This window comes from Prevotella sp. oral taxon 313, from assembly GCF_003043935.1.
Lineage (GTDB): Bacteria > Bacteroidota > Bacteroidia > Bacteroidales > Bacteroidaceae > Prevotella > Prevotella jejuni.
Window position 1 is genome coordinate 3,283,620 of the sequence record NZ_PYXE01000001.1, and the last position, 25,537, is coordinate 3,309,156.

At 36.5% G+C, this 25,537-nt stretch carries 20 protein-coding genes; 2 read left to right on the plus strand and 18 right to left on the minus strand.

Annotated elements, in window-relative coordinates; all coding sequences use genetic code 11:
• The first annotated feature begins 284 nt into the window (after positions 1 to 284).
• Complete coding sequence (locus tag AXF23_RS12855; protein WP_107625574.1) at positions 285 to 755, plus strand: helix-turn-helix domain-containing protein; 471 nt, start codon at positions 285 to 287, stop codon at positions 753 to 755.
• Positions 756 to 1,942: 1,187 nt separating this feature from the next.
• A complete protein-coding gene (locus AXF23_RS12860; protein WP_107625575.1) occupies positions 1,943 to 7,261 on the plus strand; it encodes a DUF4011 domain-containing protein in 5,319 nt (1,772 codons plus the stop codon).
• A gap of 445 nt (positions 7,262 to 7,706) precedes the next feature.
• On the opposite strand, the gene AXF23_RS12865 is transcribed toward AXF23_RS12860, so the two are convergent.
• The 18 genes from AXF23_RS12865 to AXF23_RS15865 form a co-directional block, all read right to left on the minus strand.
• Positions 7,707 to 10,259: a peptidase associated/transthyretin-like domain-containing protein gene (locus tag AXF23_RS12865; protein ID WP_107625576.1), complete on the minus strand. Its 2,553-nt coding sequence runs from the start codon at positions 10,257 to 10,259 to the stop codon at positions 7,707 to 7,709.
• A gap of 10 nt (positions 10,260 to 10,269) precedes the next feature.
• Complete coding sequence (locus AXF23_RS12870) at positions 10,270 to 11,031, minus strand: GLPGLI family protein (protein WP_233251306.1); 762 nt, start codon at positions 11,029 to 11,031, stop codon at positions 10,270 to 10,272.
• Between the two features lie 794 nt (positions 11,032 to 11,825).
• Complete coding sequence (locus tag AXF23_RS12875; protein ID WP_233251307.1) at positions 11,826 to 12,167, minus strand: hypothetical protein; 342 nt, start codon at positions 12,165 to 12,167, stop codon at positions 11,826 to 11,828.
• A gap of 113 nt (positions 12,168 to 12,280) precedes the next feature.
• Complete coding sequence (locus tag AXF23_RS12880; RefSeq protein ID WP_107625577.1) at positions 12,281 to 12,832, minus strand: DUF416 family protein; 552 nt, start codon at positions 12,830 to 12,832, stop codon at positions 12,281 to 12,283.
• Positions 12,822 to 13,163, minus strand: coding sequence for a hypothetical protein (locus AXF23_RS12885; protein WP_089365886.1), 342 nt, complete (start codon positions 13,161 to 13,163; stop codon positions 12,822 to 12,824). Before AXF23_RS12885 ends, AXF23_RS12880 begins: the two co-directional genes overlap by 11 nt.
• 221 nt (positions 13,164 to 13,384) lie before the next feature.
• Positions 13,385 to 14,023: a hypothetical protein gene (locus tag AXF23_RS12890; protein WP_089365885.1), complete on the minus strand. Its 639-nt coding sequence runs from the start codon at positions 14,021 to 14,023 to the stop codon at positions 13,385 to 13,387.
• 191 nt (positions 14,024 to 14,214) lie between these two features.
• A complete protein-coding gene (locus tag AXF23_RS12895) occupies positions 14,215 to 14,922 on the minus strand; it encodes a hypothetical protein (RefSeq protein WP_089365884.1) in 708 nt (235 codons plus the stop codon).
• 272 nt (positions 14,923 to 15,194) lie between these two features.
• Positions 15,195 to 15,533 carry a hypothetical protein gene (locus tag AXF23_RS12900; RefSeq protein ID WP_233251308.1) on the minus strand — a complete coding sequence of 113 codons (339 nt, stop codon included), beginning with the start codon at positions 15,531 to 15,533 and terminating at the stop codon, positions 15,195 to 15,197.
• Positions 15,534 to 16,404: 871 nt separating this feature from the next.
• Positions 16,405 to 16,659 carry a DUF7716 domain-containing protein gene (locus AXF23_RS12905; protein WP_107625578.1) on the minus strand — a complete coding sequence of 85 codons (255 nt, stop codon included), beginning with the start codon at positions 16,657 to 16,659 and terminating at the stop codon, positions 16,405 to 16,407.
• Positions 16,660 to 16,858: 199 nt separating this feature from the next.
• On the minus strand, positions 16,859 to 17,458 hold the full coding sequence (locus tag AXF23_RS12910) for a DUF8184 family protein (protein WP_107625579.1): 600 nt from the start codon (positions 17,456 to 17,458) through the stop codon (positions 16,859 to 16,861).
• Positions 17,459 to 17,464: 6 nt separating this feature from the next.
• A complete protein-coding gene (locus AXF23_RS12915) occupies positions 17,465 to 18,115 on the minus strand; it encodes a hypothetical protein (RefSeq protein ID WP_107625580.1) in 651 nt (216 codons plus the stop codon).
• Positions 18,116 to 18,800: 685 nt separating this feature from the next.
• Positions 18,801 to 19,367, minus strand: coding sequence for an SMI1/KNR4 family protein (locus AXF23_RS12920; RefSeq protein ID WP_107625581.1), 567 nt, complete (start codon positions 19,365 to 19,367; stop codon positions 18,801 to 18,803).
• A 277-nt stretch (positions 19,368 to 19,644) separates the two neighbouring features.
• The gene (locus tag AXF23_RS12925; RefSeq protein WP_107625582.1) at positions 19,645 to 20,085 is read right to left on the minus strand and encodes a hypothetical protein; all 441 of its coding nucleotides are present in this window, start codon (positions 20,083 to 20,085) and stop codon (positions 19,645 to 19,647) included.
• Positions 20,086 to 20,149: 64 nt separating this feature from the next.
• The gene (locus tag AXF23_RS12930) at positions 20,150 to 20,767 is read right to left on the minus strand and encodes a hypothetical protein (protein ID WP_199222196.1); all 618 of its coding nucleotides are present in this window, start codon (positions 20,765 to 20,767) and stop codon (positions 20,150 to 20,152) included.
• A 1,272-nt stretch (positions 20,768 to 22,039) separates the two neighbouring features.
• Positions 22,040 to 22,288 carry a hypothetical protein gene (locus AXF23_RS12935; RefSeq protein WP_107625584.1) on the minus strand — a complete coding sequence of 83 codons (249 nt, stop codon included), beginning with the start codon at positions 22,286 to 22,288 and terminating at the stop codon, positions 22,040 to 22,042.
• 36 nt (positions 22,289 to 22,324) lie between these two features.
• Positions 22,325 to 22,789: a hypothetical protein gene (locus tag AXF23_RS12940; RefSeq protein WP_107625585.1), complete on the minus strand. Its 465-nt coding sequence runs from the start codon at positions 22,787 to 22,789 to the stop codon at positions 22,325 to 22,327.
• A 507-nt stretch (positions 22,790 to 23,296) separates the two neighbouring features.
• Positions 23,297 to 24,319 carry a leucine-rich repeat domain-containing protein gene (locus AXF23_RS12945; RefSeq protein WP_233251309.1) on the minus strand — a complete coding sequence of 341 codons (1,023 nt, stop codon included), beginning with the start codon at positions 24,317 to 24,319 and terminating at the stop codon, positions 23,297 to 23,299.
• Between the two features lie 936 nt (positions 24,320 to 25,255).
• Positions 25,256 to 25,447, minus strand: a complete 192-nt coding sequence (locus tag AXF23_RS15865; RefSeq protein WP_146156745.1) for a hypothetical protein — start codon at positions 25,445 to 25,447, stop codon at positions 25,256 to 25,258.
• Between the last annotated feature and the right edge of the window lie 90 nt (positions 25,448 to 25,537).

Here is a 25,537-nt window from a genome sequence, read left to right on the forward strand (position 1 = left end):
TAATAATGTGATTTATAACCAGTAATTTAGTAGTTCTGGTTTATTTATTTGTTCTGTACTCTATAGGTTTGTATATGTTACTTTGTAAATGTATAAGGCGCATGCACACTTTTGCTATTTTGTGTTTGTAAAATGTAAATATTAAAAGTTAGATATACAAACATAATCTATTCAACTTATTATTTGGGTATATAAAATATTATGTTTACCTTTGTATAGTTGTTAGAAGAGTGGCTAATCAGCCTAAAAACTCCTCTATTTACTAACAAACGATAGAATTTGAAATGAAAGATCGAATAAGACAGCTTATGGAGAGTCAGCACATGACTCAGCAAACTTTCTCAGATTTCATAGGAATCTCGTCTGCATCTCTCAGTAGTATTTTTACTGGAAGAACAAAACCGACTCTTAATACTGTTGAAGCTATCAAGAGTAAGTTTACAAAGATTAATCTTGATTGGCTTTTGTATGGACAAGGTCCAATGTTTAAGGATCAGACCGCTGAGCCTAATTCTTCTACAGGAGAGGCTGCAACCATGACTCCTAGAAGTTCTGAAGGCACGCTAGACTTTTCTAATTCTACAACTCCACCACTGGTAGAGACAGAACAGAGAAGTTTACCATATAATGATAATATGTATAAAATCCCTTCTCGTACAGAGGTAAAATATATTGACAAGCCGCAACGACGCATCACAGAGATTCGTATATTCTTTGATGATCAGACATGGGAGACTTTCGTTCCGAAGAAGTAAGTCTCTGATATGTCAATTAGACGTTCTCTAATCTATTGTCGGAGCATGAATTCTTATTTTCTTGGTAGTACTCAGTTAAGTGTTTTTGCTTCGTCATGTTGTACCTTTATTGATTTCGATAGGCTACCTTGGGTCATATTCTTTAGAATAATGAGACACCTTTAAGTAGTGATTCTCGTTATCTCGCTTGGTATGTTATGTCTAACGATAACAGACGAACATAAATGATTCATGCTATATTTTAAGTGCTACGGTGATAAGTCTTGATAGTAGCATCCCTTGCTTTTCAGTAAACCTTTATATTTCTTCTTAACCAACTAATCTTCATATACCTAATAAGCTCGCACGAAATTTTGAATGTCCTACGACAAACCAAATCCTCCAGAATAATATTTCCTGTCATTTCTGTCATTAGAGATGACGTTACAACTAATTGATTTATAATGAGTTTATTTGAAATGTTAAAAGTGACAGCAACTTGAAATCAAAATTATAATGGTATTATTGTAGCATTTCATGAGAGCGGGAAACTATTCCATCTCTTAAAGGACAACGCATAAGATGTGTCGTAGGGTGCGTTCTTATTCCCACATAGTTATATAGGTCAACAGGTTTTTTTTACCACATTACAACTTATAAAGCCTTTAGGTTCACTTGAAACAACAGGACACTTTTGTTTTGATATGATAGTAATAATGGTGAAAGCAATTAGAGTAATGTTCTTTGGGTAGCCTTGCGATAACTATACAGCCGTAAAGTTTTGTGTTAGAGAATGCTTTCAAGCTCTCACGTAGGTAGTTTCCTTACTGTTTATGAAGTTCTATCCATCCATCTATTGCTTAATCTTAAACAAGCTTTAAGACCTGTATATAACTGGAGATGATGGTAGATTTATGTTATTCATAGAATTATCTGGTACCAATAGTATATTTACAAGCATAATACGAGGAGATATAAAAACAAATAACTATATTTGCAGGTTAGTACTTTAGTTTGATAAGATAAACACCTTTGACAGCGTTAGTATTATAGAGGGGGTATAACCAAGTGACCGTTGTAATATCTTTCTCAATGGTTATGTAATAAGCATATAATATTTGGCAGTTAATGTCTAAATCCAATAAGTCCGTAAACCCAAGTAATTAATATTGGTATAAGTAACAAAATCTACAAATTATCAAATCGTTATGGCAACTATCAATATAGAATATCTACCATCTATCAATTATTCCTTAATTAATAACGGGGTAGCAATATGCCAGTCAGTTGAGCTTTGTAATGACAAGGCTGATGATTTAAGGGATATAATAATAGAATGTTCTGGTGATTTTTTCCAAGACTTTCGTTCAAGCATCATCGCATCACTTAAGACTGGTAAGTCAATTCGTTTACAGGGTATGAGCTTATCTCTGAAGCCAACAGAGGTAGCTTTGGTAACAGAAAAGATTACGTCCACATTTACCATCAATGTATATGCTGATGCGCTGTCAGATGCAAAGAAGATAGTGTTTACTCATAGTTATGACATAGATATAATGCCATACGACCAATGGTTGGGAACCAGTATTCTACCGCAATGTCTTGCTTCGTTTGTTACGCCCAATCATCCCGCTGTAAACAATATTATAGCTAAGGCAGCCAGTAAGTTGAAGGAAGTGTCGGGGGCTTCTGCATTTACAGCATATCAGACAGGTAATTCAAATGAAGTACGAAAGCAGGTGGCTGCTGTGTATGGTGCACTCCATGCTGAGGGTATTGTATACCGTTCTGCTCCAGCATCGTATGAAGTCATTGGACAACGTATTACACTGCCTGACCAAGTCCTGGCTTCTAAGGTCGGGAACTGCATAGAACTTACGCTACTCTTTGCAAGTGTACTTGAAAGTATAGGGCTCAATAGTGGTATTGTACTACAAGAAGGGCATGCTTACCTTGCTGTTTGGTTAGTCGACGACTGTTGTCAATATAGTGTTTGTGACGATGCTTCGTATATAGAGAAGAAATGTTCTGACGGCATCGATGAGATGCTTGTACTTGAATGTACACAAATTACAGCAGAGTCTACTACCTTTGAAGATGCTCAGAGTTTAGCCATAAAGAATCTTGCCAATACGGCAATCTTTGAGATGTTCATTGATATCAAGCGATGTCGACTTGAACAAGTGCGTCCTCTTCCACAGCGTGTCATGAATAATGGTGTATGGGAGGTTGCTGTAGAGGGAACAAGTCATGATGAGTGTATGCTAAATGTAAAGGAACACTCGCGTTTTGATCTGAGTATGCTAATGGACAACAAACGTGAGATAACCAAGCTGGATATCTGGGAGCGCAAACTTTTAGACTTCTCTTTGCGTAACTCAATGTTGAATCTTTATCTAAGGCAGAAGGCTATTCAATTTATTTCATTTGATATTGACCTGGTAGAAGACTATTTGCAAGATGGGATGGAATACCTAATTTCTTGCAAACCTGATGTAAGTTTTAAGATTAATGACGAGAAACGCCTTGTACGCTCTAAGTCTTTGCCAGAACTCCATGAGTTGATAACAAATGATATTAAACATCGTATGTTACATACTTATCAAACGGAGGCAGATACACGCAATACGTTGAAGAATATCTATCGAGCTTCAAAAAATGCTATTGAAGAGACAGGTGCAAATGCGTTATACCTTGCTATAGGTACACTGCGATGGTATGAAACAGAGATAAGTGAGAAGTCTCGTTATGCTCCAATATTAATGCTGCCTGTGGAAATGGTGTATAAAAAAGGCGATTACTATATTCGTACTCGAGATGAGGAGATTACTTTGAATATAACCTTGATAGAATTTCTACGTCAGAATTTTGAAATCAACATACCAGGCCTTAATCCCCTACCTACAGATGAGCACGGGGTAGATGTGAAGAAAATCTTTGCTATCATACGTGAGGTGCTTAAGAACAAAAAACGATGGGATGTAGAAGAAGAATGTATCTTGGGCGTTTTCTCGTTTAGTAAGTTCCTTATGTGGAATGATATCCATAACCACAGACAAGAACTGCTTGAGAACAATATAGTATGTAGTCTTGTAGAACAAAAACTGACCTTTACTCCAAGCCAAGTAATATCAGAGTTGAAAGATAAGGATAAAGAGGTGAAGCCATCTGACCTTGCATTACCTGTCCCTGTAGACTCGTCACAGATGGCAGCCGTAATGGAAGCTGGTCAGGGACACTCTTTTATTCTATATGGTCCTCCTGGAACAGGTAAGTCGCAGACCATTACAAACCTTATTGCTAATGCTTTGTTCCAAGGTAAACGAGTACTGTTTGTTGCAGAGAAAATGGCAGCCTTGAATGTGGTACAGAAGCGTTTGGAGAAGATAAACCTTGGTCCATTCTGTCTTGAAATGCATTCAAACAAAATTACAAAGCGTCATGTACTTGAACAGTTGAAGAAGGCTATGGAGGCAACTCATATTCAACATCCAAAAGAATATGCACGTATTGCTGACGAACTCTATGCTCAACGGTGTAAATTGATTGAGTATATGGAGGCACTCCATGATGTTAAAGGACCGGAGGGGATGTCTTTATTTGACAGTATCATCAGATATGAATCCATAGATGGGCCAGAGCTTGATTTAGATGTGAACGATGCTGCATTTAAGCAAGTGTTCCGAATAGAGAAAATGGATAAATACGCACATCTATTGAGTCAGAAGTACCAGGCTGTACTTAGCATTACGGGGACTCCTTCAAAACACCCTTTACTTGGGCTTACTATTGAAGACGACGACCTTGCCAATGTTGGATATCTATCATCACGACTCAAAACAGCATCTGAAACACTCCGTAAGGGTGATGAGGAAAGGCATAAGCTTTTGGAAGCTGAAGCTATAAAAGCTGAATTATTAAGAGATTGCAATGATGAAGTGTTATCTCAAGATGGAGAGACGTTATATAACGAGTGGAGGAGTATCAAGGCTAAGTGGTTTCTACCTCGCTTCTTTGCTAAAAGGAGTTTCTTAACTAAGTTGAAGCAATTTAATAATCTTATTATTGAGCAAGATATTGATACTTTCCTCTCTAAATTACTAAATTATCAGCAATTACATAATGAGATAGTAACAATACAGGATGTTATACATACGTATTTTGCCGTAAGTTTTGATGATGATAAGCTTCCAACCAATGAAGACTTGAAGTGTTATGTACTGAAACTCGATAACTGGCTTCAGCATACAGATGAAGCACGAGATTGGTATCAGTGGTGTGCTTATAAGAAGGAACTTGAGATTGAGGGTCTTGGCATCATCGCTCAATATATTGAAAATAAGGAAATTTCAGCCGATAGACTGAAGGATGCCTTCTTTAAGCGAGTTTTTCGAAATTTTGCCTGTGAGAAGATAGCGTCGTCACAGGTCTTACGAACCTTTGAAGGAACAATCTTTGACGAGACAATCTCACGCTACAAAAAACTGACAGAAGAGTTTCAATTACTCAGTCAGAAGGAACTTTACGCTCGATTGGCTGCGAATGTACCCCATGTGACAGACAGTATAGACAATAGTAGTCCTATAGGCTTCCTTAATAGAAACATTGCAAATGGTGGTAGAGGAGTCTCGCTCCGTGATTTGTTTGATAATATTGACACACTATTACCAAGACTTTGCCCATGTATGTTGATGAGTCCTATGTCCGTGGCACAGTTTTTAGATTTATCACGAAGCAAGTTCGACCTTGTTATCTTTGATGAGGCTTCACAGATGCCTACAAGTGAGGCGATAGGTGCAATTGCTCGTGGCAAGTCTTTAATAGTTGTAGGTGACCCGAAGCAGATGCCTCCAACGAGTTTCTTCTCATCAACAAGTGTTAGTGAAGATGAAGCTGATATCGATGATCTTGATAGTATTCTTGATGATTGCCATAGTCTTGGTATACCATCACTTCAGTTGAACTGGCATTATCGTTCAAAGCACGAATCGCTAATTGCCTTCTCTAATAATGAGTATTATGATGGTGAACTTATCACATTCCCATCTGTTGATGACCAAACGACGAAGGTAAAGTATTATTATGTAGATGGTGTGTATGATAAGGGTGGACGCCGTTCTAATAAGAAGGAAGCTGAGACTATCGTAGAAGATATCGTCAAAAGATTGCAGAGTAAAGACCAAACAAAGTATAGTATTGGTGTGATAGCATTCAGTCAGGTACAGCAAAACTTAATTGATGACTTGTTAACTGAAAAGCTCGACAAGGATAAGAAACTGCGAGAAGCAGCTGAAGCATTATACGAGCCTATCTTTGTAAAGAACCTTGAAAACGTACAGGGTGACGAGCGTGACATCATCTTATTCTCTATTGGTTATGGTCCAGATAAGGATGGCAGAGTATCAATGAACTTTGGACCGCTAAATAATAATGGGGGAGAAAAGCGTTTGAATGTAGCAGTAAGCCGTGCCAGAAGAGAAATGAATGTCTATTCGTCTTTGAAAGCATCACAGATTGATTTGAAACGTACTAAGGCACGGGGAGTAGAAGGGTTGAAACATTTCTTAGAGTATGCGGAGCAACAAGTACTGATTAATATTTCTAATAATCATAAGGAGAACTCTGACTACATCATCTCTGAGCAGATTGCTGATGGACTCAGGGCTCATGGCCATATAGTAAATACCAATGTAGGGCGTTCAAACTTCAAGGTTGATGTGGCTATTGCAGATGCTGTTAATAATGACAATTATGTTATGGGTATTCTACTCGATGGTGAGGTCTATCATAATACGCAGACTACAAGAGATAGAGAGATTGTCCAACCAACTGTTTTGAACTTACTTGGTTGGAAGATAATGCGTGTGTGGAGTGTCGATTGGATTAATAATCCTGAACGTGTTATAGCACGTATTGAAAAGGTACTACAGCAGAACGGGAAGTTAGAAAAGGCATTCGTAAAGAATACTACCTTTGATGTTACAAAAGAAAAGGTTGAGAAAATTGAAAGCAATGAGAAAGACTATCATACGTATCAAGGTTTGGAAGATACTGGTGCTATGAGTGATGAGGTTCTTGCAAAAAAGATACTTGCATGTGAACAGCCAATGACACTGATGTATTTATGTCGATGTATCTGTGTACATAGAGGTACTGCAAGAGTTACTTCCTCTTTGGTGGCCTCGGTTAAGGATATTGCTGATAGGCTATTATTTGTTCAAGAGATAGGTAACTCAACGATATTGTGGACAGATAAAGCATGTGCTGATTCTTTCAGTGGATATAGACAGGCTCACGGAAGAGATATAACAGAAATACCTCTAATAGAAATAATGAATGCAATCATACTAACAGTACGAGAGCAGCTTTCTATCAAGACCGATGCACTGACTCTTCTTGTTGCAAAGAGGCTGGGTTTTTCACGTCGTGGCTCTAAGGTAGAACAAGCTTTAAAAGAGGGCTTAGAAGCACTTTTACGTTCTAAGAGTATTTTAGAAACTGATGGCTTTGTAAGACTACCAGAGTAAGGGTGTAGCTCTTTTTGTCAGGTTCGTCCAGCATTTGGGAGACTCCATACCTTACTGAAATAGCAATCTATACTAACGAGATTAGGGGGCATACAATTCACCTGAGATTAGTCAAGCCTTGGCGTCATTATGCTTCTGTGCCATCATACAGCGTATCTTGTAGATCAGTTAGTTATGTTTTATCTATGGGTGACTTTGATTGACACCTTGATGAAGTTGGAACATCTGCTAATATGACTGTAATGTTTATTCTCTTCAGACTTTTAAGTCTTCTTTACTATTAAGCTTCGATTTAGGTCTTCTTTGTTCAAATTTGACAGAAAAATATGGCCTGATGGTGCTTCTGAAAATAATCGGTTGTAAGCCCATCAGTACTATGACAATGGTGTCTAATATATCCCAGCTCATATTAAATTTATTTATGTAGTATCAATCAACTTCGTTATCAAGGTTTATAATAGAAACTAAGCATCAGTTCTCTTCCTCTAATGTCTTGATTACTAAAGCTACTTGAAAGCGTATTATTAATTCCATAGCTATAGCTTTTATTATTAAAGACATTGTTCCAAGCAAGACTTAAGTCAAAGTGTTTGGCTTTAAATATCAAAGTGAAGTCTTGAAAGAACATATCCTTAAACTCCTTTTTTGCAATCTCGTTATGATAGTATTCCGTCAAAGTTTCCAAACTCAAAACCTTACAAAGAGGTAGTCTAAGGCTTCCCTCATGCTTCCAACTATTTAGATTAGACGTCTTTCCGAAAGCAGGCATCTTCATCTGGTGAAAGCCATAAGTAAGTTTATAAGCTAAATCGACACCCTTTATTAAGCCAATATCAAGGTTAGAGATTATTTTTAAGTTCTTTGTGTCGTAAGGCATTTGTTGCTTATTCTGAACCATATAACTATTCATGGCATTATATAAAGCCTTTACATTTAGCTTTCCTTTTAAAAAGCCTATGCCTTGTGAACCCATTAGGAACATACTCCAGCTATTGTATTTTGTTTCTTCAGAAGTCAATGATTCTACGATATAGTTGCCCACAAAATCTTGGGTTGATGTATAAGGAGAGATTCCAAACGATCTTGTTATGCGTAATCGTATAGAAGTACCTTTCAGCGCATCGCTATAAACAACTCCTATTCCTACGCTTTTCTCTTTGTTTAGGTTATAGCCTGCCAGACCTTTATTCATATATTGATAATCTTGCAGTACCAAAGTTGGATAAAATTGGGCAGCATTTATCTGCATTGTATTAATGGATGCATCAGCCGAGAATGTCCATGTTGCTGTAGCGTTCCATCTGATATGGAAGTTAGGGGAGAATAAAACTTTAGACTGACCATTATCTAAACTATACTTATAATGGTTGTACGACATATCGCCATATAATGTGAAATCAAAGTCCTTCACCATATATTCAATGCTCGGATTGGCATATAACCTTGCAAATGTAAAGCTGCTTTTGCCCATTAGCAGTCCGATACTATCTGAAACTCCGACTAAATCAGAAGCGAAGCGGTGTTCTCCTGCATTTACTCCTATTTGTCCTGATAGAATAAATCTCCCTATTCTGAAACTTCCTCTTACGTCTGTATTCGTTTCATAGTAATGTTGATTAATAGACTGCACCAGCGAATCGACATATAGTTGTTGCGGACGTATATCCATTATATTCTTTGATTGCAGAGTGACAAGGCGTTTGCCATATTTCTTCATTATACTGAAATTATCTTTTAATGTATAAATCGGAAGATTACCCATCATCTTATGAGGATGAGTTCCCTGTTCATTCAGCCATTGTTTGTTCCAAGAGAAGTCACCAGAAAGCTCATTTTTAAGATAGTGGTTTTTAGCGTTATTCTCGTATTTTATCTTTGCAAAGAGGTCATTACTTTTCTCCAAATACTGTTTTCTGTTTTCTATTGTCTTTATACCGCTATTCGTATAAAAGTCTGAATGGCGCAAAGAGGTAGCCTCATTGCGGTCATTGGCAAATGTAATCTGTACGTTTACTTGAGAATTTTCATCTATACGCTGTAGTGCATTCAAACTAACAGCATGTGAGCGGTTAAATAATGAACGTCCTTTGAGCAATAGAGGCGATGGTGAAGGAAGAGAGAGCATAGCTGACAAAGGACTTTGTAGCTCATTAAAACTTAAAAGATTGTCCGTCTCTCTCCTTATATTCTTACCTATATTATTTGTCTTATAGGTGAGAAATGTCTGAAAAGAAGGCTTCAGACGCATGGCAAAGGTTTCAAAATTCCACAATCCTCCATGACTCTTTAGTCCTATGCCACCGCTATAGGTCGTCATCCAGCGTGCCTTAGCTCCTTGTTTCATCTTAATATTGATAGCATTATCGTCAGAATAAGTAAAATCATCTAACACACGGATAGGTTGATGATGCTTCATTACTTCTACTGTTGCGACGTCATCTTGAGGCAATGACTTTGTTGCCAAGCCATATTTCCCTCCCATCAGATTCATACCTTCTATATAGAAATTGCTGATAGACTTACCTTCGTATTGTATCTCGCCATTCTCTTTATTCACCTCAAAGCCAGGGACACGTGCAAGAACATCAGCTAATGTTCGGTCTCCTTCTCTTTTATAGGTAGTGAGTAGATATTGAATCGTATCGCCTTTTATCTTAATTGGTTTTGCCTTTACAGTTATCTCCGATAACGTTTTCGTATCTTCCTCTAATGTAATATGCTGTGCAGGCATATCCATTGTAACCTTTAATTCCTGCTTTTTATAACTTATTGCTGAAATAGATAGAATATTACCTTCTTGTGCTGTAATGGTAAACTTCCCCTTTGTATCTGTCTGACAGAAATGTAATGTCTTTTTTGTGGTTGCATCTACAGTCTTGATAATAGCTGCAGACACAGGGTGTCCTCCTACGTCAGTAACGACACCTTCCACTATCCTCTGTGCACTTATTGACTGTACAAGTAGGATAAGCAAACATAAGATAATATATTTCTTCATTAGTTATATCTTATTCTAACTCCATTTTGGGAATCTTGGTTGTATTCTTTGGGTAGATCGTAGGGTCTGAAGCCTTTTTTAAATAAGAGAGCCGGTCTATATCCTTATACTTTTTTTCCCAGAAATTATAAAACTTGACAGGTGACAACTGTTCTCTTTTAATGTTACTTGCAGTTATGTCTAAATAGCCATCGCAATGTGCAGCTAAGATTAAACCGGGTAGTCCACCTAATTTCCACGGACCGAGCGGTAAAGGAATCTCCTCACTGAACCACACCTTCCAGTCTCGTCCACGGAAATGCGTGGTCGCCATTGTGCAATTAAAGCCTATGACATTTCGTGTACTGTCTTCGTGAATAACCCATTCCGGTGTGGGTATGTCTTCTGTTATCTTATAATAAGAGTCCCATACCTGTGTGTAAGTTGTCATTTTTCCTTCTTCAAGATTTCTGTAAAGATAATCACGACTATTAGGACTTTCTACCTTATGGGTAGTCTTATTATTATTGCGAGCAGCTTTTATCTTTTCATTAATTATTGCCAAAGCCGTCTCAGGGTTGCTCCCTAAGGAATCGAAGCGCAAAGTATGATAGCTAAAGTATTCACTTACATTTTTCCCTATCCTAAGCGCATAGTCATCATAACTGTTAAGATACTTTGTGTGATAACTGATTTCGAGAATACTCGGTTCGATGATATGTGTCTCTTGTCCAAAGCAGCTAAGTAGAGACAGCATGAATGTGATACAGAAAGCGTATAATTTCATAATCATTATTTTTGATTAACGTGTTTAGAGATAATCCTTTGTGCATTAGTCTCTTTTCTTTATAGGTCTCATTGATTAAGATATTGCAAATATATAATAATATTCAATACGGCGCAACTATTTGAATAAAAATATTGCAAAGGAATTAATAGGACTTTGTAATAGCATTTAGAGACTTTGTGATTAATGTAAAATATATTCACAGGTTGTTTCTAATGGATGCATTCCCTATAGGCATATTTGAGATGTTAATATCCCTTTGATTTATATCATTTAGCCCTTATTTCATCATGTTTTGTGCCATCATACAGTGTCTTTTGAAAATAAGAAAGTTGAGTTTAATTTATGCGTGACTTTGGGTGACGCATTGAGAAAGTAAAGATTTTATATACTTACAACCTTAGAGGCAGTCAATTTAATTGGGAGTTAGTCAACCTAACTGTGGCAGTGGTCCTCTGAGCTTGATGGACAAAAGGAAAACAGCTAAGCACTATTGAGATGTTTAATCCTTCTCAGGTGGATTGTAATATCTGAACCTATTGTGGTAAGAGGCATGTCTCTTCATCCTCGCACTGCCCTAACTGGCGGAAAATAATGAGGTCCCTACGGGCGTTAAGGTTACGGAGATTACTGTATATATCATAGTCTGTTTATCAACCAACATGGCTGTAAACGCTATGTATCTCCATAGGATGACTCATATAATCACTGATGACAGTATAGCGTTCACCATTTTATGTTTTGTAACGGACGTGTATAGAGCATCTTCATGCAACCATTCGACAAGGTTCTCTACCGGTTCACTCGTTTAATACCTGTAATAGTCTTTCTTTCCATACACCCTCCCACATATTCTCTTCTTCTATTGAGTAATTCTTTATGGTATAATAATCATGCTCATCCTTGTGATAGATATAACATCTGTCCACACAGTTAATTATCCATCTGAGAGCCTTTTTGTCTATATTCTTGTTGGTCGAAGCATATTCGATGATACGCTTTAACTTGTTAACATCATAAACTCCTTCTTCTATTAATTTATAGCAAAAGGTATCTTCCTCTTCATCATTCATATTCTTTGTAAGGAGGTCTTTAGTTTCTGCCTCCAATCCTGTACTTTGTTTCACTTGGCTTTTTCTCATTTTTACTACCATTCCATACGAAAGTGACAGAACTCATCTATACTATGTAGTGGACGGTTTTATTGTTAAAACGTAACCTCCTTTTGTCTATCGCTACCATATTATTCACCGAGTCAGGTCATTTTATATTGTTTAAGTTGCTTTCTATAACCGTTAATATCATTCTCATTAATATGACAATTCATATTCTTTATCATATTCAATATACGTAATTGAATTGCTGTTTCTTGCGAGATAAGATTATCGGAATTATCTTGCTGTAACACACTTAACGCATAGATATCTACAGTCTCAATCATCTTTTTGCTACAGTACTCTATAGCAGTTACATCCTCTTCGTTTATAAAGTTTAAGCAATATGACAATGCTATCATTACATTTTGAGCAAGAACTGCAACACAACTTCCATCATCATCTGTATCAGGAATATATTCTTCTATATACTTTTCTTTATCTAAGGAGATAGTATCTGCTATGTTCTTAAATCTCTCAGACGTACATTGAAAGAATATATCATCTATTAATCTAATGAGAAAAGATGTCAATTCTTTGTTTACAAAATATTTATGAAGATAAGTCTCCATTCTATACACGCAACTTATACCAAACAGTAATTGTTTGTTAGATGGCAACTTGTCTATTATATCATATAGATTATCTCTCATCTTTGCAACCTAAATATATTAAAGACTTTATCGTACCTATATTTTCCATTTGGCCCGTTCTGAGGTCTATCTTACATAAAATAAATCCCGACATCCATAACTTTCTGACATATTTAGGTATATATAAATAGTTCTTCTTTAGTAAAAACGGGCCACCAAATAGCTCCTCTTTACCTATCTTCTCATTATTAATATATAAAGAACCTATTAAAGGTGAACCTTGAGAAAACTCTATTAGTTCTCTATACTCGATAATATAATCTCCTATTCTCTGGCGTACAGAGAACTCCCATGGAGTTTCAGAAGTACTATGAATATCTTTTACTTGCATCTTATTCTGTTTTTTATTTTGACACCTTTTACATCACTATTGCTTGTATTATGTTGTTATAAAGCACCAAGATATTTTTATTCTTATTGTTTATTATTACCAAATGTAACAGTTGTAAATATTGTCTTAGGGTATCATATAGCGCCGATGAGGCCCTTATATTAAGGACATTTGTGTGGAAAATCTATATGATTATGTTTAATAAAAATTACAAGCTAACATCAAGTGTTCAGCTTCATAAAGACATTCTTGTACTTCTCTCTATAAATGTCATCTGACTTAAAATAAACATTAGCAACTGTTCTTGCACGTTCTAAGTCACTTTGTAGACAATACATGGCTATGGCAAGTAGCGCAACGACCTCATTACTATTTAAGAAAAAGTATCTATTATGATTTTCAAAATCATTAAGAACATGCTTCATCGAACTTCTTTCATCCAAGAAAGGGATTATCTTTTCTATGATAAAAGGCTTAATCTTTTGTTCAATGAGAAGATTCATATCTTCAATTGAGGTGGGGCGCCAATCTATCGCTTGAGTGTCAGAAACAAAGCCCGCATTGATGTTTACGACAGTATCTATAGCTTCAAAAGTGTTATTAGCGCCTTTCAGTGTTGTTGCTACTTTAGTTATTTCCTTTGAATCAAGACGTATCATGATACTTATATGTCCTATACTTTTATCGTCCGGATATTTGGAAGGAGTTAAGAAGAATAATATTGATTGGACGAAATCGCCCTTACTTCGTTGGAACTTTAGAGAGCCATGTCTCCATTTGAAGCCATACTTGAAAAGTAGATCAGCTAAGTCTTTCTCTATACTGACTCTAAAGAGAGACCTTAATTCCTTTGCTTTCATTATTACTTACACGTTATGTTACTCATTGTCAATACTTTCTTCTGTTTGCTATTACCGTAGAACGGCTCCTATCCTGTCTTAGGGTAATACTCTTTGTCTCATATTCTAAACGTAAAAATCTACGATATATTATTGGATACTACCTCGTCTTGCAGGGTTGTATCCTACTCTTTTCTGCATTAGGAAATATCTTAAACAGGCAAGATAATAGATTGTGTAAGATAATCCAAGCCTGTGATATTATGGAGTCTCATAACTTCTATCAATGAGTTAGAGAAGAATAAGCCTGTGTTTTGTAGTTTAATAATATCATATTTATGATCAGCTTTGAGCTGTATGTTGTGCATCTTTGTAAACTTATATGTCCTGTTTGCATATTCCTCATAGGAGTTAATTCTTAATTGGACGCCTGAGAAGGAGTCAAGAATAACCGAATGGGCATAATCAACATTCTCTAACGATAACTCGGGGAAGCCCAACAAGAAATATTCCCTTTGAGTAGAAAACTCAGGGATATAAGCTTGTATTTTATTATAGATAGGTAAGTTTGCTTCCAAAAGTAGCTTGTATGTTTCTTCAGACACTATAAAGTCAAACAAGTTGAAGGAGTTATCCGTTAGACTCGAGATGAAATCAGTCTCCTTAACCCCCTTCTTTGTTTTATAATATGTAATCTTACTGATTCTTGAAGGGTCTATTAAAGGGAAGTTGTCATTCTTCCTGTTTTCCCATAAATACTTACAGTAATCCTGGAAATAAGCCTTTTCAGTTTTATCTATAAATGAAGGTTGTGATTTAGTAAATCGAGTCTCAACCTGGCAGGTAACGCCATCTCTTATCCCAGTAACGCGACTTTCAATAGAGGGTCTGACCCTAAAATATTTCTTATGCCTATCCATATTCTATCTGTTATTGTATTTTCTGTTCCTATCTCCCAAATAGTTTGAAGTATTATAGGGTGACGATGAGTTGAAAGTCCAGTGACATCACTCCAAATATTACAGCTTCTCACATAGCCCAACGGTGTCGAGTAGTTCCCCAGTTAACCTTATCTTGTCTTGGTTAATGCAATCACCTATCTTCAGCTAATAAGGTATATGAGTCCATAGTTGTTAGTCTATATGCTACTATTAGATGAGTCATCAATGAGCTAAAGTCCAATCATTTAGTTTCATTTTGACCACACTCTAAAATCTGGCCGACAATACCCTTCTATTAAATCCATTATCTCATGTACGAATGCAGAGCCGTCTTGATAGTCTTCTGCTATCTTACTAAAAAAGTACAAAACCTCTTCTTTGCTCTTTCCTGCGTCTTTATATGAAGACAACAGTTTCTTATATTTCAGATAAAACGCTAATGGCAGGTTCTCTACATTCTCATATCTTGCTTGCCAATCTTTAATATCTGCAATAACAGAAAGGGCTTCTTTTTTATCTATCTGACACATAAGGTTTTTAATTTTACGTTGTCTACCATTCCATACTTCTTGTTGTTCTACCAGTGTCAACGACCTTACAGGGGTCTATAACACTATGCTTACCATCATTATTAGGCTTAAACATCTGATATATCGTAAGTTGTTTCGGACATTACATTAATGTTTACCAACGACACAATAGGTGATGGGCAATTGAAAGGTATATTCTCTTCAATCATGTGGCTATATTCCTTGTATTATAACCTAAACGTAGAAAACTACATTTTATTATTGAATACGGTCTTGTCTTGCATGGGTAATATCATATTCTTTTGGTTGTTTACCCATTTGCCTTGACTTAGTTCTGCCTTCAAATATCATGACTTAATAACGAGTTAAATACCCTCAGAATAAGGAAATAATATCTCTTGGAATTGACTTTATAACCTACAATAAATCAATAAGTTACGAACAGCGTTTGAGAACATGCCCTTCTTGCTCGAAGAAGGGCGTCTTCAAGCATCAAGAAGGGCATGTTCTCGAACGTAGAAGGGCGTCTTCTTGAAGCTTGAAGATGGTGGGTTGTGTTTGAAGGGAGCGAAAAATTTTGACGTTAAGACGTGGGGTAGAGGCATGCGTCTATTCTTTTTGTATGCAAGATTAGAGTATATTACGTGCAACATCCAAAGAGACCTAAAGAGTCTTAGACATATCTTTATTTGTAGAAAAGTGAGATTAGGCAAACACCCTATCTGTTAAGACTATTGCATATCAACCTTTTCTTGTTCTAATGCCAACGTTTTCTTGTTTAGTGCAACCACTGTCATGACATGGTATAAGCCGTACAAGCATGTCTAAAGAGGTCATGTTTAGCTCTATTAGCACACTTATAAAGCGATTTACTAAGCCAAACACTTCATTCCAGATATTCGGATTAACGGCAAAGACATACCGTGTAGGATTATTTCCGACCACCTTGAGACTTGAAATCCATGGAGACGTTATGTTTAGAATAATAGTCTAATGCGGATATATACTCGTCAGTCGTTGGCTCTTCTATTTGACTTTGTACATTCATCAATACGTCTTCAAATTGCTCACCATAATATAACAACTCTAAAGACTCCATAACAACAAAGTTAGGATACACATCTTTGTCATCACTTGATATTGTTGGATATGTTTCCAGATAACAAACGACTTCAGGAGTTAACATATCCTCGTGAGAATATAAACAGTAATCCTCGTCTGTAAACCCATTCTCACTTATTTCCTTAGAGATGATAGCAATTATCTCTTGTCATTGATAAGCTTTTCTTAAATCTAATCTCATCTTCCTTAATACAATATGAATATAATAATCTGTTACGAATACTTTTCCATCTTTCAATTACTTATTTCGTTATGAAAGATGGTTACTTGGGCAACTCTATTAGCTTGAAAACGCTATGCAAAAAAGATAAGACATCATCATTGACGTCTAATTTATAGTTAAAACTATTACTTTGGTTTTCTAATTTAATAGTGTCGTTGCATAATGACATATTTCTTATCACTTCTCTTATAAACTGTGGTCTGCTTTTTACAACATAGTATTGGTTGTCTTCTTCAAATATTCTTATGGAATCAATAATATTGTAGTTATTCACTTTGTTTATATAGAGATGCTCTAACTTGTTGCCAGTAAAGAATAGATCTATCTTATCAAGTTCCTTAGTACAGTGGGTATTTTCCCATGCACTCATTACTACTTTAAAACCTAACATGTTTATTTGAAAGCATGTGTTTATAGTGACGTGTACAGGTTCTTTCCCTATATTACATTCCAGACATCTTTTGTTAATATCTAAATTAATAAAGTCTACTGTCGTAAGTTCAGGTTGACCATGTGGGTTTAAGTCAACTTTAAATTCATCATTGTCTCTTTTCATAAACTTTAATCCTGATGAAACGATAAGCTCCTCAAGATTAGGATTATAATAAAAGAGAAAGTCTTTTGCTTCAATTTGCTCCATATTGTATTATTCTATACTGAAGGTCTTGCCATGATGGATAAGTTCTCGTGTTTCCGCATCGAGCACAACATCCTCAGTTCCATACGTCTCTGATTTCTTAATGAACCATTTAGCATGCGTGTTCTCTTTATTCTTATGCTTATTTCTGGGTATAAAATAGATATCAAAAGGAGTATTAGAGAACGTTGTCTGTTGCCCTTCTCCTGTGCTAAGGTTTATCCATCCCTGCCTTTGCATCCACATAAGTACATCCTTAGGTCGCATGGCAAGATGCTTAAACTTAGCATCCTCATCGGTTACCTTTATTAAACTCCCCTTATCATCGTACTCACGCCATGTCCCAACACGTACACTGGAATACAGAAAGAAGCATCCTTCTCTCTTCAATCTGTTATTATGTTTATAATAATTCCTTATATACATTACGAAACTCATTGGTTTTATCATGTAGACACTATTTTCGTCATGGGAGATAAGAATCTGCACCAAGGTGCTATCAGACTCTTTATATACTTGATTATCTATCTTCTCTTTCCCAATCTTCTTCTTATAATATTCATAATCAAATCGGTCGTTTGTTTTCATCATCTTTATTTTCTGTGCAGCACATGAAAGTGAGATTATGAATACTACAAGGTGGGTAACAATTCTTCTCATATCTATCTGATATTTAGGTTAATCTTTATACATTAGCATAGAACAATTAGTTGCACTTTATCATTTAGTGAAAATGGTAGAGTTACGGGTTCGAGAAGCAAACAAATGCACGTATAGTGAATGTAAAGGTGAAAGCATTTATCCTATATTTTAGAATAAGCACTATAAATATTACGCCTCGTTTTATGAGTTCATCATACTCTTCAATTTCATTACATTTAGGTTACACCACTGACAGAAGTCAACATACACGGGGCCAGACAGATACCCAGCGGCATTATAATCATAACGGACACTTCTGTCGCTTATTGTATCAAGTGGTCGTAGAAAGCGGAGATTATCACCCTTGGTAGATGACTTGTCATATAGTGTTAGCCTATTATGACAGAAACACAGATGTCTTGTATAGTCAATAGTTTCATGCTGTATTGTAAGCTTCTCATGCTCAACTATAGTATTGGATATCACACATGTGAATAGAGACTATCATTGCATAAGGTAGTCCTAAGACTAATCTCTGTTCTAATTAAGCCTTATGTGAAATCCAAAAGATTCTTACATAGCACCCTGCATACTCCTTACCATCACTTTAATGAGGCTTATTTCCTTACATAACCCACATGTTTTCCCACCTTGAGACTATATGCTTTACATGGCAGGTGTCTATGCTTTTAACGCAAGAGGACTAATAAGAACCAACTAAACTATGCCAGAATGGCATGCCAACACCTTGTGTTATATGCTCCATAAGTTGTATAAACTCTGTTTCTCTTTGACTCCAACAGGCATATTGGGCAGTCCCCATACCTCTGACTAATTGCTCAAAATTATCAGCTATCAGCATCTTCTCACCAACTTCCGTCTCACTATCAATGGTATATATCCTACCTGAAGAACATTCTAAAAGGATGGTGTAAGGGTCTCCGTTAGCAATAATAATGAGACCAGCTGCTTGTAACACAGGGTAATCCTCATATCCTTTATTTCTTTGTATAAGCCAGTTTATTCCATTGTCATCGTTGTATCCAAACTGATAGCTGAGTATACTAAGGTTGCCCCAGCTATATTTTAGGATGCTGTTTATGAAGTTCTGGTCCATAACATCTATCTTTAACTCTTCTTTCAAACGTACTATTTCTGTACTGGGAATATCTACCTCCTTTAGAATTATGTCTTCAATCAGTTCTGGGTCGAGTCCCTTAGTTTTTTCAACTATAGTTTGAATAATCTCGTTTAATGTTAATAGTTTCATGTATTTACCTTTTTTATTTATAATACTACACCTCTTCTTAACCAGCAGGAGAGCTTTCCACCTTTATATCCCTCTATGTTCTGAAAGTTTATTTATCCACAGGCAGAACGAGAATACACACCTAAGCTCACCCAAAGACATAGACATAATTTGCATTGACTTGGGAAGGTTAAGTTTAAGAAGCTAATCCGATAAAATTCTCACTTCGTCTTCTTCTCATTCTATAGACCATGAAATATTGCAATTAATGATAATCCGGATCAAATTCCAAACGCCATTATTCTTCTAACCATTTATGTTTGCATAGCCACTCTCTTGTATCATTAAGGAAAGACTCTCCGTAAGTTTGGATTCCATCTAATTTCCTTTTATATCTCTTAAAAGTCTCAACCAAGAAACTATAAAAGGCTTTTCCCATGAGTAAACGCTGACAATTCTTGGGGAGTGGATAATACTTTCCATCTATAAAAGGTCTGATGATTTCCTCATCGATAGCTATGTCTATACCCAATGCGTTGTCATTCTTATAAAATCTTCGCATTGATCTCCGCTCATATTCTTTAGGAAGACAACGAAAACATAGCCATAACTTAAATGGAAAACAGTTCTTGTATTTAGGGAAAACGGCTGCCTCATATTCGTATAGCTCTTCTTCTATTTCCCATATCTTACACCAACTTGCACCTGGTGCATCCTTCGTAAGTCCTAATTCAAACATATCTATTTATTGACAAAGTGATAGATGACTTATATGAGTATTGAACATTAATAGCCTCATGAGGTTATTCTATTATTTCATTAGCACCTTGTTCTATAACTTGTCCTGTATTTGCATTTATCTTAACAAAATGGATTTTGCCATCACATGGGTTCCATGTAATAAACCAAACGGGGATATTATGGTCCTTAGCAATGTAACGATTTACCGAAACTCCCTTATCGAACAAGTCCAGTTTTAACTGTTCTTTTACGAACTTCATTACTTTCTCCCATGGATAGTTCGTGTAAGGAGCATCTTTATCGATAGTTTCTATTAAATAGCCATTCTCATCATAGCATTTCCAAAGACCTATATTAAACTGATTATAATAGTAGCGTCCTACTTTCTTGAGCGTCTTTGTCTTGTTGTAATATTCCTTATAGGTACCGAATAATTCATGATCTTTCCTTGCATACTCAACGAACTCAGATCCATTCTCACCTCCGAACTGACGCACCCTACCTTTTATACTATCTTCAAAAACGTATTCTGTTCTTTGCTTATGCGTGTAGTATCTCGTAGAATCAAATCTCTCGGTAGTCCTTTCTTTGTTTTTAATGTTATTACAACCCGTATTTTGTGCCTTACAACACCCTGTAATCAGAAGTAATGTAAGTGCGGCAAACATTTGTCTTACCATGATTTATTATATAAAGATGTGTATATTACTTTATTCCTACTCTCCCTTTCCCTATCGTTCCTTGAACTTCTCTTTGCTTATTAAGTAGGGGAGGTATAGTTCTACGGCCCTTTTGTAATAGGCACGTCTGCTGAACGCATATCAAAACCAGTCTAAACTGCCCTTTTTCATAGCGTGTTATCATTAAGTGAAACGCTCGTATATGTCTCGTTCTCCTATTTCCCTACAGGTATGCCTCTCGTTCTCAGTCCTTCTCTCGATACTCAGCCTTGTAGCTGACAGTGCATAACTTACCTTATGGCAATAAGTAGTTTGTTGGGCTAACCAACTTGTTCATTCATTATCAAAGGTATTCATTCTTACGTAAACAACGGCCGTTAGCCTGTACTCTTTAAGACTTTTTAGCGTAAGAAAGGGTCTGGGGATGAGGTTTCTGTCCCTCGCTGGGAGGCGCATAGTCTGTGAGGTCGCTTCTATTGGGCTGTTTGTAATGCTTGTTAGTAGGTTCTTCTCTCACGGTGGATGAGTCGTTCTCTCACAGAGTGCACAGATGAAACAGAGCCAATTAGCGTACATGTAGAGCGTACGAATAGCCTTCGGTCGACAGAAGGCACAGAGCATTTCTGCTATTGGGGGACATGCTGCTTGTGAGAGAGGTGTTTTAATAAGGAGGCGAAAAATCATTACATTGTAACAAACAAAACACCCTCTAAATAGGGGAATGATATCTTATGTAATCGGAGTTATAACCTACAATATATCAGTAAGTTATAAACCGCGTTTGAGAACATGCCCTTCATGCCCGAAGAAGGGCGTTTTCAAGCCTCAAGAAGGGCATGTTCTTGAACGTAGAAGGGCGTCTTCTTGAAGCATGAAGAGGGTGGGTTGGGTTCGAAGGGAGCGAAATTCCTTGACATTAAGACGATGGGCATGCGTAGATAATACTTGTGTGTAAACTTAACGACATCGATGGCTGGCTGAGGTTTAAGGCCTTTGGGTATGATATGAGTCCTTTATAGACTCGTCTTGTAGGCTACTAAGATGGCAATCAGTTCTCTCCGATATCTCTCGGTTAGTGTGCTGTGTCTATCTACGATGTGTAGTTTTTATGATGATATGACCCTCTACAGCATAGAGACAGTAGTAATGGCGGATATAGAGTAGTCTCCTATCTTGCCGTACTTCCGCTCTTCATGGTCAATGACTATGGGCAACATTGCTTATAAGTACTCATATCTTTAAGTTTATGGGTAAAGCTAACCAATTATTACATTACTTTATGAGAGCACTTATCTCTTTCTCTAAGGAGTATAAATCATTCGTTATTGGATCTTCATAATCGCTAACAATATCTAAATAGGCTCTCGTTATTCCGTTGATTGGATTTAATGTCAGGCTCTGACAGTTATCGGATAATAAACTCTTTACGCTCTCCAATCTTGAAATAATTAGGTCTAATTTAGGCTCGTAAGGTAGTTTGTTCTTTAGACCAACTATTACTTTATCTAATTTATTCTTCATATTTTTATATTTAGTAGCAGCCCTAACCGAATCGAATTAAGTCTTTATAACGTCTTGCCAGATGGCCTTCAATTCCCTTTCATATTTTGTTGCATTCGCAATGTCTATCCTTTTCAGGTATCTACACAAAGCTGTTGGATGCTCTTTAAGTAGATAGTACTCGATCAGAAAAGCAACCAGAAAGTTTTTATAGTAAGGAAGTTCTGTGATGAGTTTAGGCTTCTCATCACCACTTAGGTCTTCTCCTTTAGGATATTCATCCTCATCCTCAAAATCATAACTCATCTTCCTTTCCACAAAAGAAACAATTTCTGTCATGTTTGAAATGAGTAAGGTTTCTAAGTCCTCGACCTCAATTTGTGCGGCTTTTAACTGCTCTTTGTCATAATCTAACAGTACAAAAGGGATATTACTCTCAATCTCTATATTCCTTTTTTGTAGTATGTTCCTTAGAAGATGTTCATAACTTTTACCATTGATAAATCTATTTATTTCATCCATATTGCCAAGAGTTTGTTTCTTCAATTACTTTTCTTAATTTATATTCAATATGTCTATAGAGATTCATTGATGCGAGTTCCTATGGAGTAGTTTGTGCTTATTCCATGTCTTGTTTGCTGTTCAAAAAGAAAACAATAATTCTCAAGGGTTGAACTTGAGTACTTATATTTTATAATATCAAATGGGAATTGTTGGACTTAGGCCCAATGTATTTACCAAATTATAGTTATATATAAAAGTTGAGGCTAATCTTTTCGCTTGACAGGCTTATCACTTATTGGTGAATGTCATTACTTCTCCATAGGTCGTAATACTGGAGACGGCTGTAGTAGAGTCCTACCTCCTCATCCTCATACTGCCCTCACTGGTGGAAACAAGTAAGTTCTTGCAGCTGTGGAGCGGCTGTCTTGTTTTAAGGATACCGTGCCTCTTACAGCGTACCATTGTACTATTGTTATTTCCTATCTGATGGTCATACTCTTTGTAATATGACTTAAACGCAAAAAACTACAATTTATTATTGAATAAAGTTATGTCATGTAGGGTAATATCATATCCTTTCTTCACTGGTATAAAGAAACTTTTGAGATGAGGAATACTCATAATATCCCTCACTTTACAGTCTCTAACACTCGTTGACCCAATCATTCTGATTTCTTTAAGATTGGACAAATGCTGTAAGAAAGCAATAGAAGGTAACTCTCCACAGTTATCTATTATTAGTCTTTCCATGTTTGTTAATGAGCCAAGTATCTCCCAGTCTTTAATCTTCTTACAGTTCTGAAATGCAACAGAGGTAAGAGATTTGTTATCTTTTAGCCAGCTTATAGACTCCATTTTGGAATTGTAACCTATTCCGATGTGCTCTAAGTGTGGCATATTCTGTAGTGCATTAAATTCGCTTAACTTACTTTTCATCAATCCTATTCGTCTTGCTTTTCCAAATGAGACAAATTCGTTTGAGTTCGTTCCAGAGTAGTTATCAATAAAGATATATTCTAAGTTCTTGCATTGGAAGATTGATTTACAGTTCTTTTTATTATAGTTTAGATAAATGCACCATAGCAAGGGTAATGAAGAAAAAGGGATTTCTTTGTCTGCGCTACCATATATCTTTAAATACTCTAACTTTCTCAAACAAGACAAGTGAGACAGGTCTTCATAAGTATATGAATTCAGGTTTAATGCTCTTATATGCTCTAAAATAGATATCTTTTCAATATTTTCAATCTTCTTGTTTATGTCCTCTGAGATTGCTATAAGACCATCAACATTGTTCGTATTTATATAAGATACATCAGGTATCTGTTCTATATTTGCTTGCATAAAAGCATATTCTTTTCCGAAATACTCCTTCCTTATAATAGTCTTCTCCCCTGTCGGTAAGCCTCTTTCTCCTTGAAACTCTAAAACGTTGATATTACTTTCTTTCATTCTTAATAATATTTCTTTTATGAATTTATGCCCATAGAGTGTGGAATAGATTTGGACTACTAACTTGTATATCAGGCTCCTTGTTGTTCGCTCCATAGGCTCTGCAGGCTACAACGAACATTATCTATATGCTGATGAAATTCATTCTTGCTACTTGTGCTTGGTAATGTTTTTTTGTGTAAAGTAAGGCCTTATATCAGCAACAAAGATACGTTCTTTTTCAATACTTTTGCTGTATTTGATACTTCACTTTTAATATACACGGGGCCAGACAGACAACCAGTGGCATTATAATCGTAACGGACACTTCTCTTGTTTATTGTATCAAGTGGCCGTAGAAAGCGAAGGTTATCACAGCCTCATATATCAGTAGGTGGGTGATTGACAGAACCCTTTTCGTTTCAGCTCGCTTTTTAAGTGCTGTTCTAATCATCTTTTATGCACTTAAATGTAGTTTCTCCGCAAGCCTTTAGATGCCTTTATGATAACAGAAAGCTCCCATGCGTCCTCCCGCCATGTACTAAAAGTTACAGCGAACTTACTTACCCTCTTAGTAAGATACGCATGCAACTCGTAGGATGTTTTACTTTCTCTATGTTAGATGGACGCATCCCAAGGCTCTTATCTATACCTCCATTGTGCTGTGAGGGCAATAACTTGACATATCTGAGGAATCCATTTGCTCTTGAAAAATCTTTACTTTGCGTCGAGCTATATCCCTTCAAAATAGGAATATAAGGTCTCTTGGGATTAAGTCTATAACACGCAATGAATCAGAAAGTTATGAATAGCGTTTGAGAACATGCCCTTCTTGCTCGAAGAAGGGCGTCTTCAAGCCTCAAGAAGGGCATGTTCTCGAACGTAGAAGGGCGTCTTCTTGAAGCATGAAGGGGGTGTATTGTGTTCGAAGGGAGCGAAATTCCTTGACATTAAGACGATGGGCATGCGTAGATTATACATGTGTGAAAACTTAAAGATATCAATGCTTGGCTAATGCGTAAGGGGCCAAAGTGTGATATGATTCCTCGGTAGTCATGCCTTGTAGGCAGCTAAGACGGCATAACAGCTATATATATTAGGCTCGAAATGATACTTTACAATATATTCATACAGTGTGAGTTCGCCCCTTGCCAAGCTCATTGTGGCTTGACTAACATGATTATCTATCCTTGATACATAGCAGTAGAATTGGTTATAATAAAGCTCCAGACTCCTTGTACTCATACTGGCTTAGTTAGTAGGAAGGGATGATGGTTCAGCATGAGTGAAGCTTGACAAGCTTATCCATAGAGGTTATATTCAGTCTGTTGATGC

Excerpts from the sequence above, each read along its gene's own strand:
- AXF23_RS12855 (WP_107625574.1), top strand. The coding sequence starts at position 285 with ATGAAAGATCGAATAAGACAGCTTATGGAGAGTCAGCACATGACTCAG.
- AXF23_RS12895 (WP_089365884.1), bottom strand. The coding sequence starts at position 14,922 with ATGGATAGGCATAAGAAATATTTTAGGGTCAGACCCTCTATTGAAAGT.
- AXF23_RS12925 (WP_107625582.1), bottom strand. The coding sequence starts at position 20,085 with ATGTTTGAATTAGGACTTACGAAGGATGCACCAGGTGCAAGTTGGTGT.
- AXF23_RS12860 (WP_107625575.1), top strand. The coding sequence starts at position 1,943 with ATGGCAACTATCAATATAGAATATCTACCATCTATCAATTATTCCTTA.
- AXF23_RS12890 (WP_089365885.1), bottom strand. The coding sequence starts at position 14,023 with ATGAAAGCAAAGGAATTAAGGTCTCTCTTTAGAGTCAGTATAGAGAAA.
- AXF23_RS12945 (WP_233251309.1), bottom strand. The coding sequence starts at position 24,319 with ATGGAGCGAACAACAAGGAGCCTGATATACAAGTTAGTAGTCCAAATC.
- AXF23_RS12920 (WP_107625581.1), bottom strand. The coding sequence starts at position 19,367 with ATGAAACTATTAACATTAAACGAGATTATTCAAACTATAGTTGAAAAA.
- AXF23_RS12905 (WP_107625578.1), bottom strand. The coding sequence starts at position 16,659 with ATGTTAACTCCTGAAGTCGTTTGTTATCTGGAAACATATCCAACAATA.
- AXF23_RS12865 (WP_107625576.1), bottom strand. The coding sequence starts at position 10,259 with ATGAAGAAATATATTATCTTATGTTTGCTTATCCTACTTGTACAGTCA.
- AXF23_RS12885 (WP_089365886.1), bottom strand. The coding sequence starts at position 13,163 with ATGCAAGTAAAAGATATTCATAGTACTTCTGAAACTCCATGGGAGTTC.
- AXF23_RS12915 (WP_107625580.1), bottom strand. The coding sequence starts at position 18,115 with ATGAGAAGAATTGTTACCCACCTTGTAGTATTCATAATCTCACTTTCA.
- AXF23_RS12910 (WP_107625579.1), bottom strand. The coding sequence starts at position 17,458 with ATGGAGCAAATTGAAGCAAAAGACTTTCTCTTTTATTATAATCCTAAT.
- AXF23_RS12930 (WP_199222196.1), bottom strand. The coding sequence starts at position 20,767 with ATGGTAAGACAAATGTTTGCCGCACTTACATTACTTCTGATTACAGGG.
- AXF23_RS12870 (WP_233251306.1), bottom strand. The coding sequence starts at position 11,031 with ATGATTATGAAATTATACGCTTTCTGTATCACATTCATGCTGTCTCTA.
- AXF23_RS12880 (WP_107625577.1), bottom strand. The coding sequence starts at position 12,832 with ATGAGAGATAATCTATATGATATAATAGACAAGTTGCCATCTAACAAA.
- AXF23_RS12940 (WP_107625585.1), bottom strand. The coding sequence starts at position 22,789 with ATGGATGAAATAAATAGATTTATCAATGGTAAAAGTTATGAACATCTT.
- AXF23_RS12875 (WP_233251307.1), bottom strand. The coding sequence starts at position 12,167 with ATGAGAAAAAGCCAAGTGAAACAAAGTACAGGATTGGAGGCAGAAACT.
- AXF23_RS15865 (WP_146156745.1), bottom strand. The coding sequence starts at position 25,447 with ATGAGTACAAGGAGTCTGGAGCTTTATTATAACCAATTCTACTGCTAT.
- AXF23_RS12935 (WP_107625584.1), bottom strand. The coding sequence starts at position 22,288 with ATGAAGAATAAATTAGATAAAGTAATAGTTGGTCTAAAGAACAAACTA.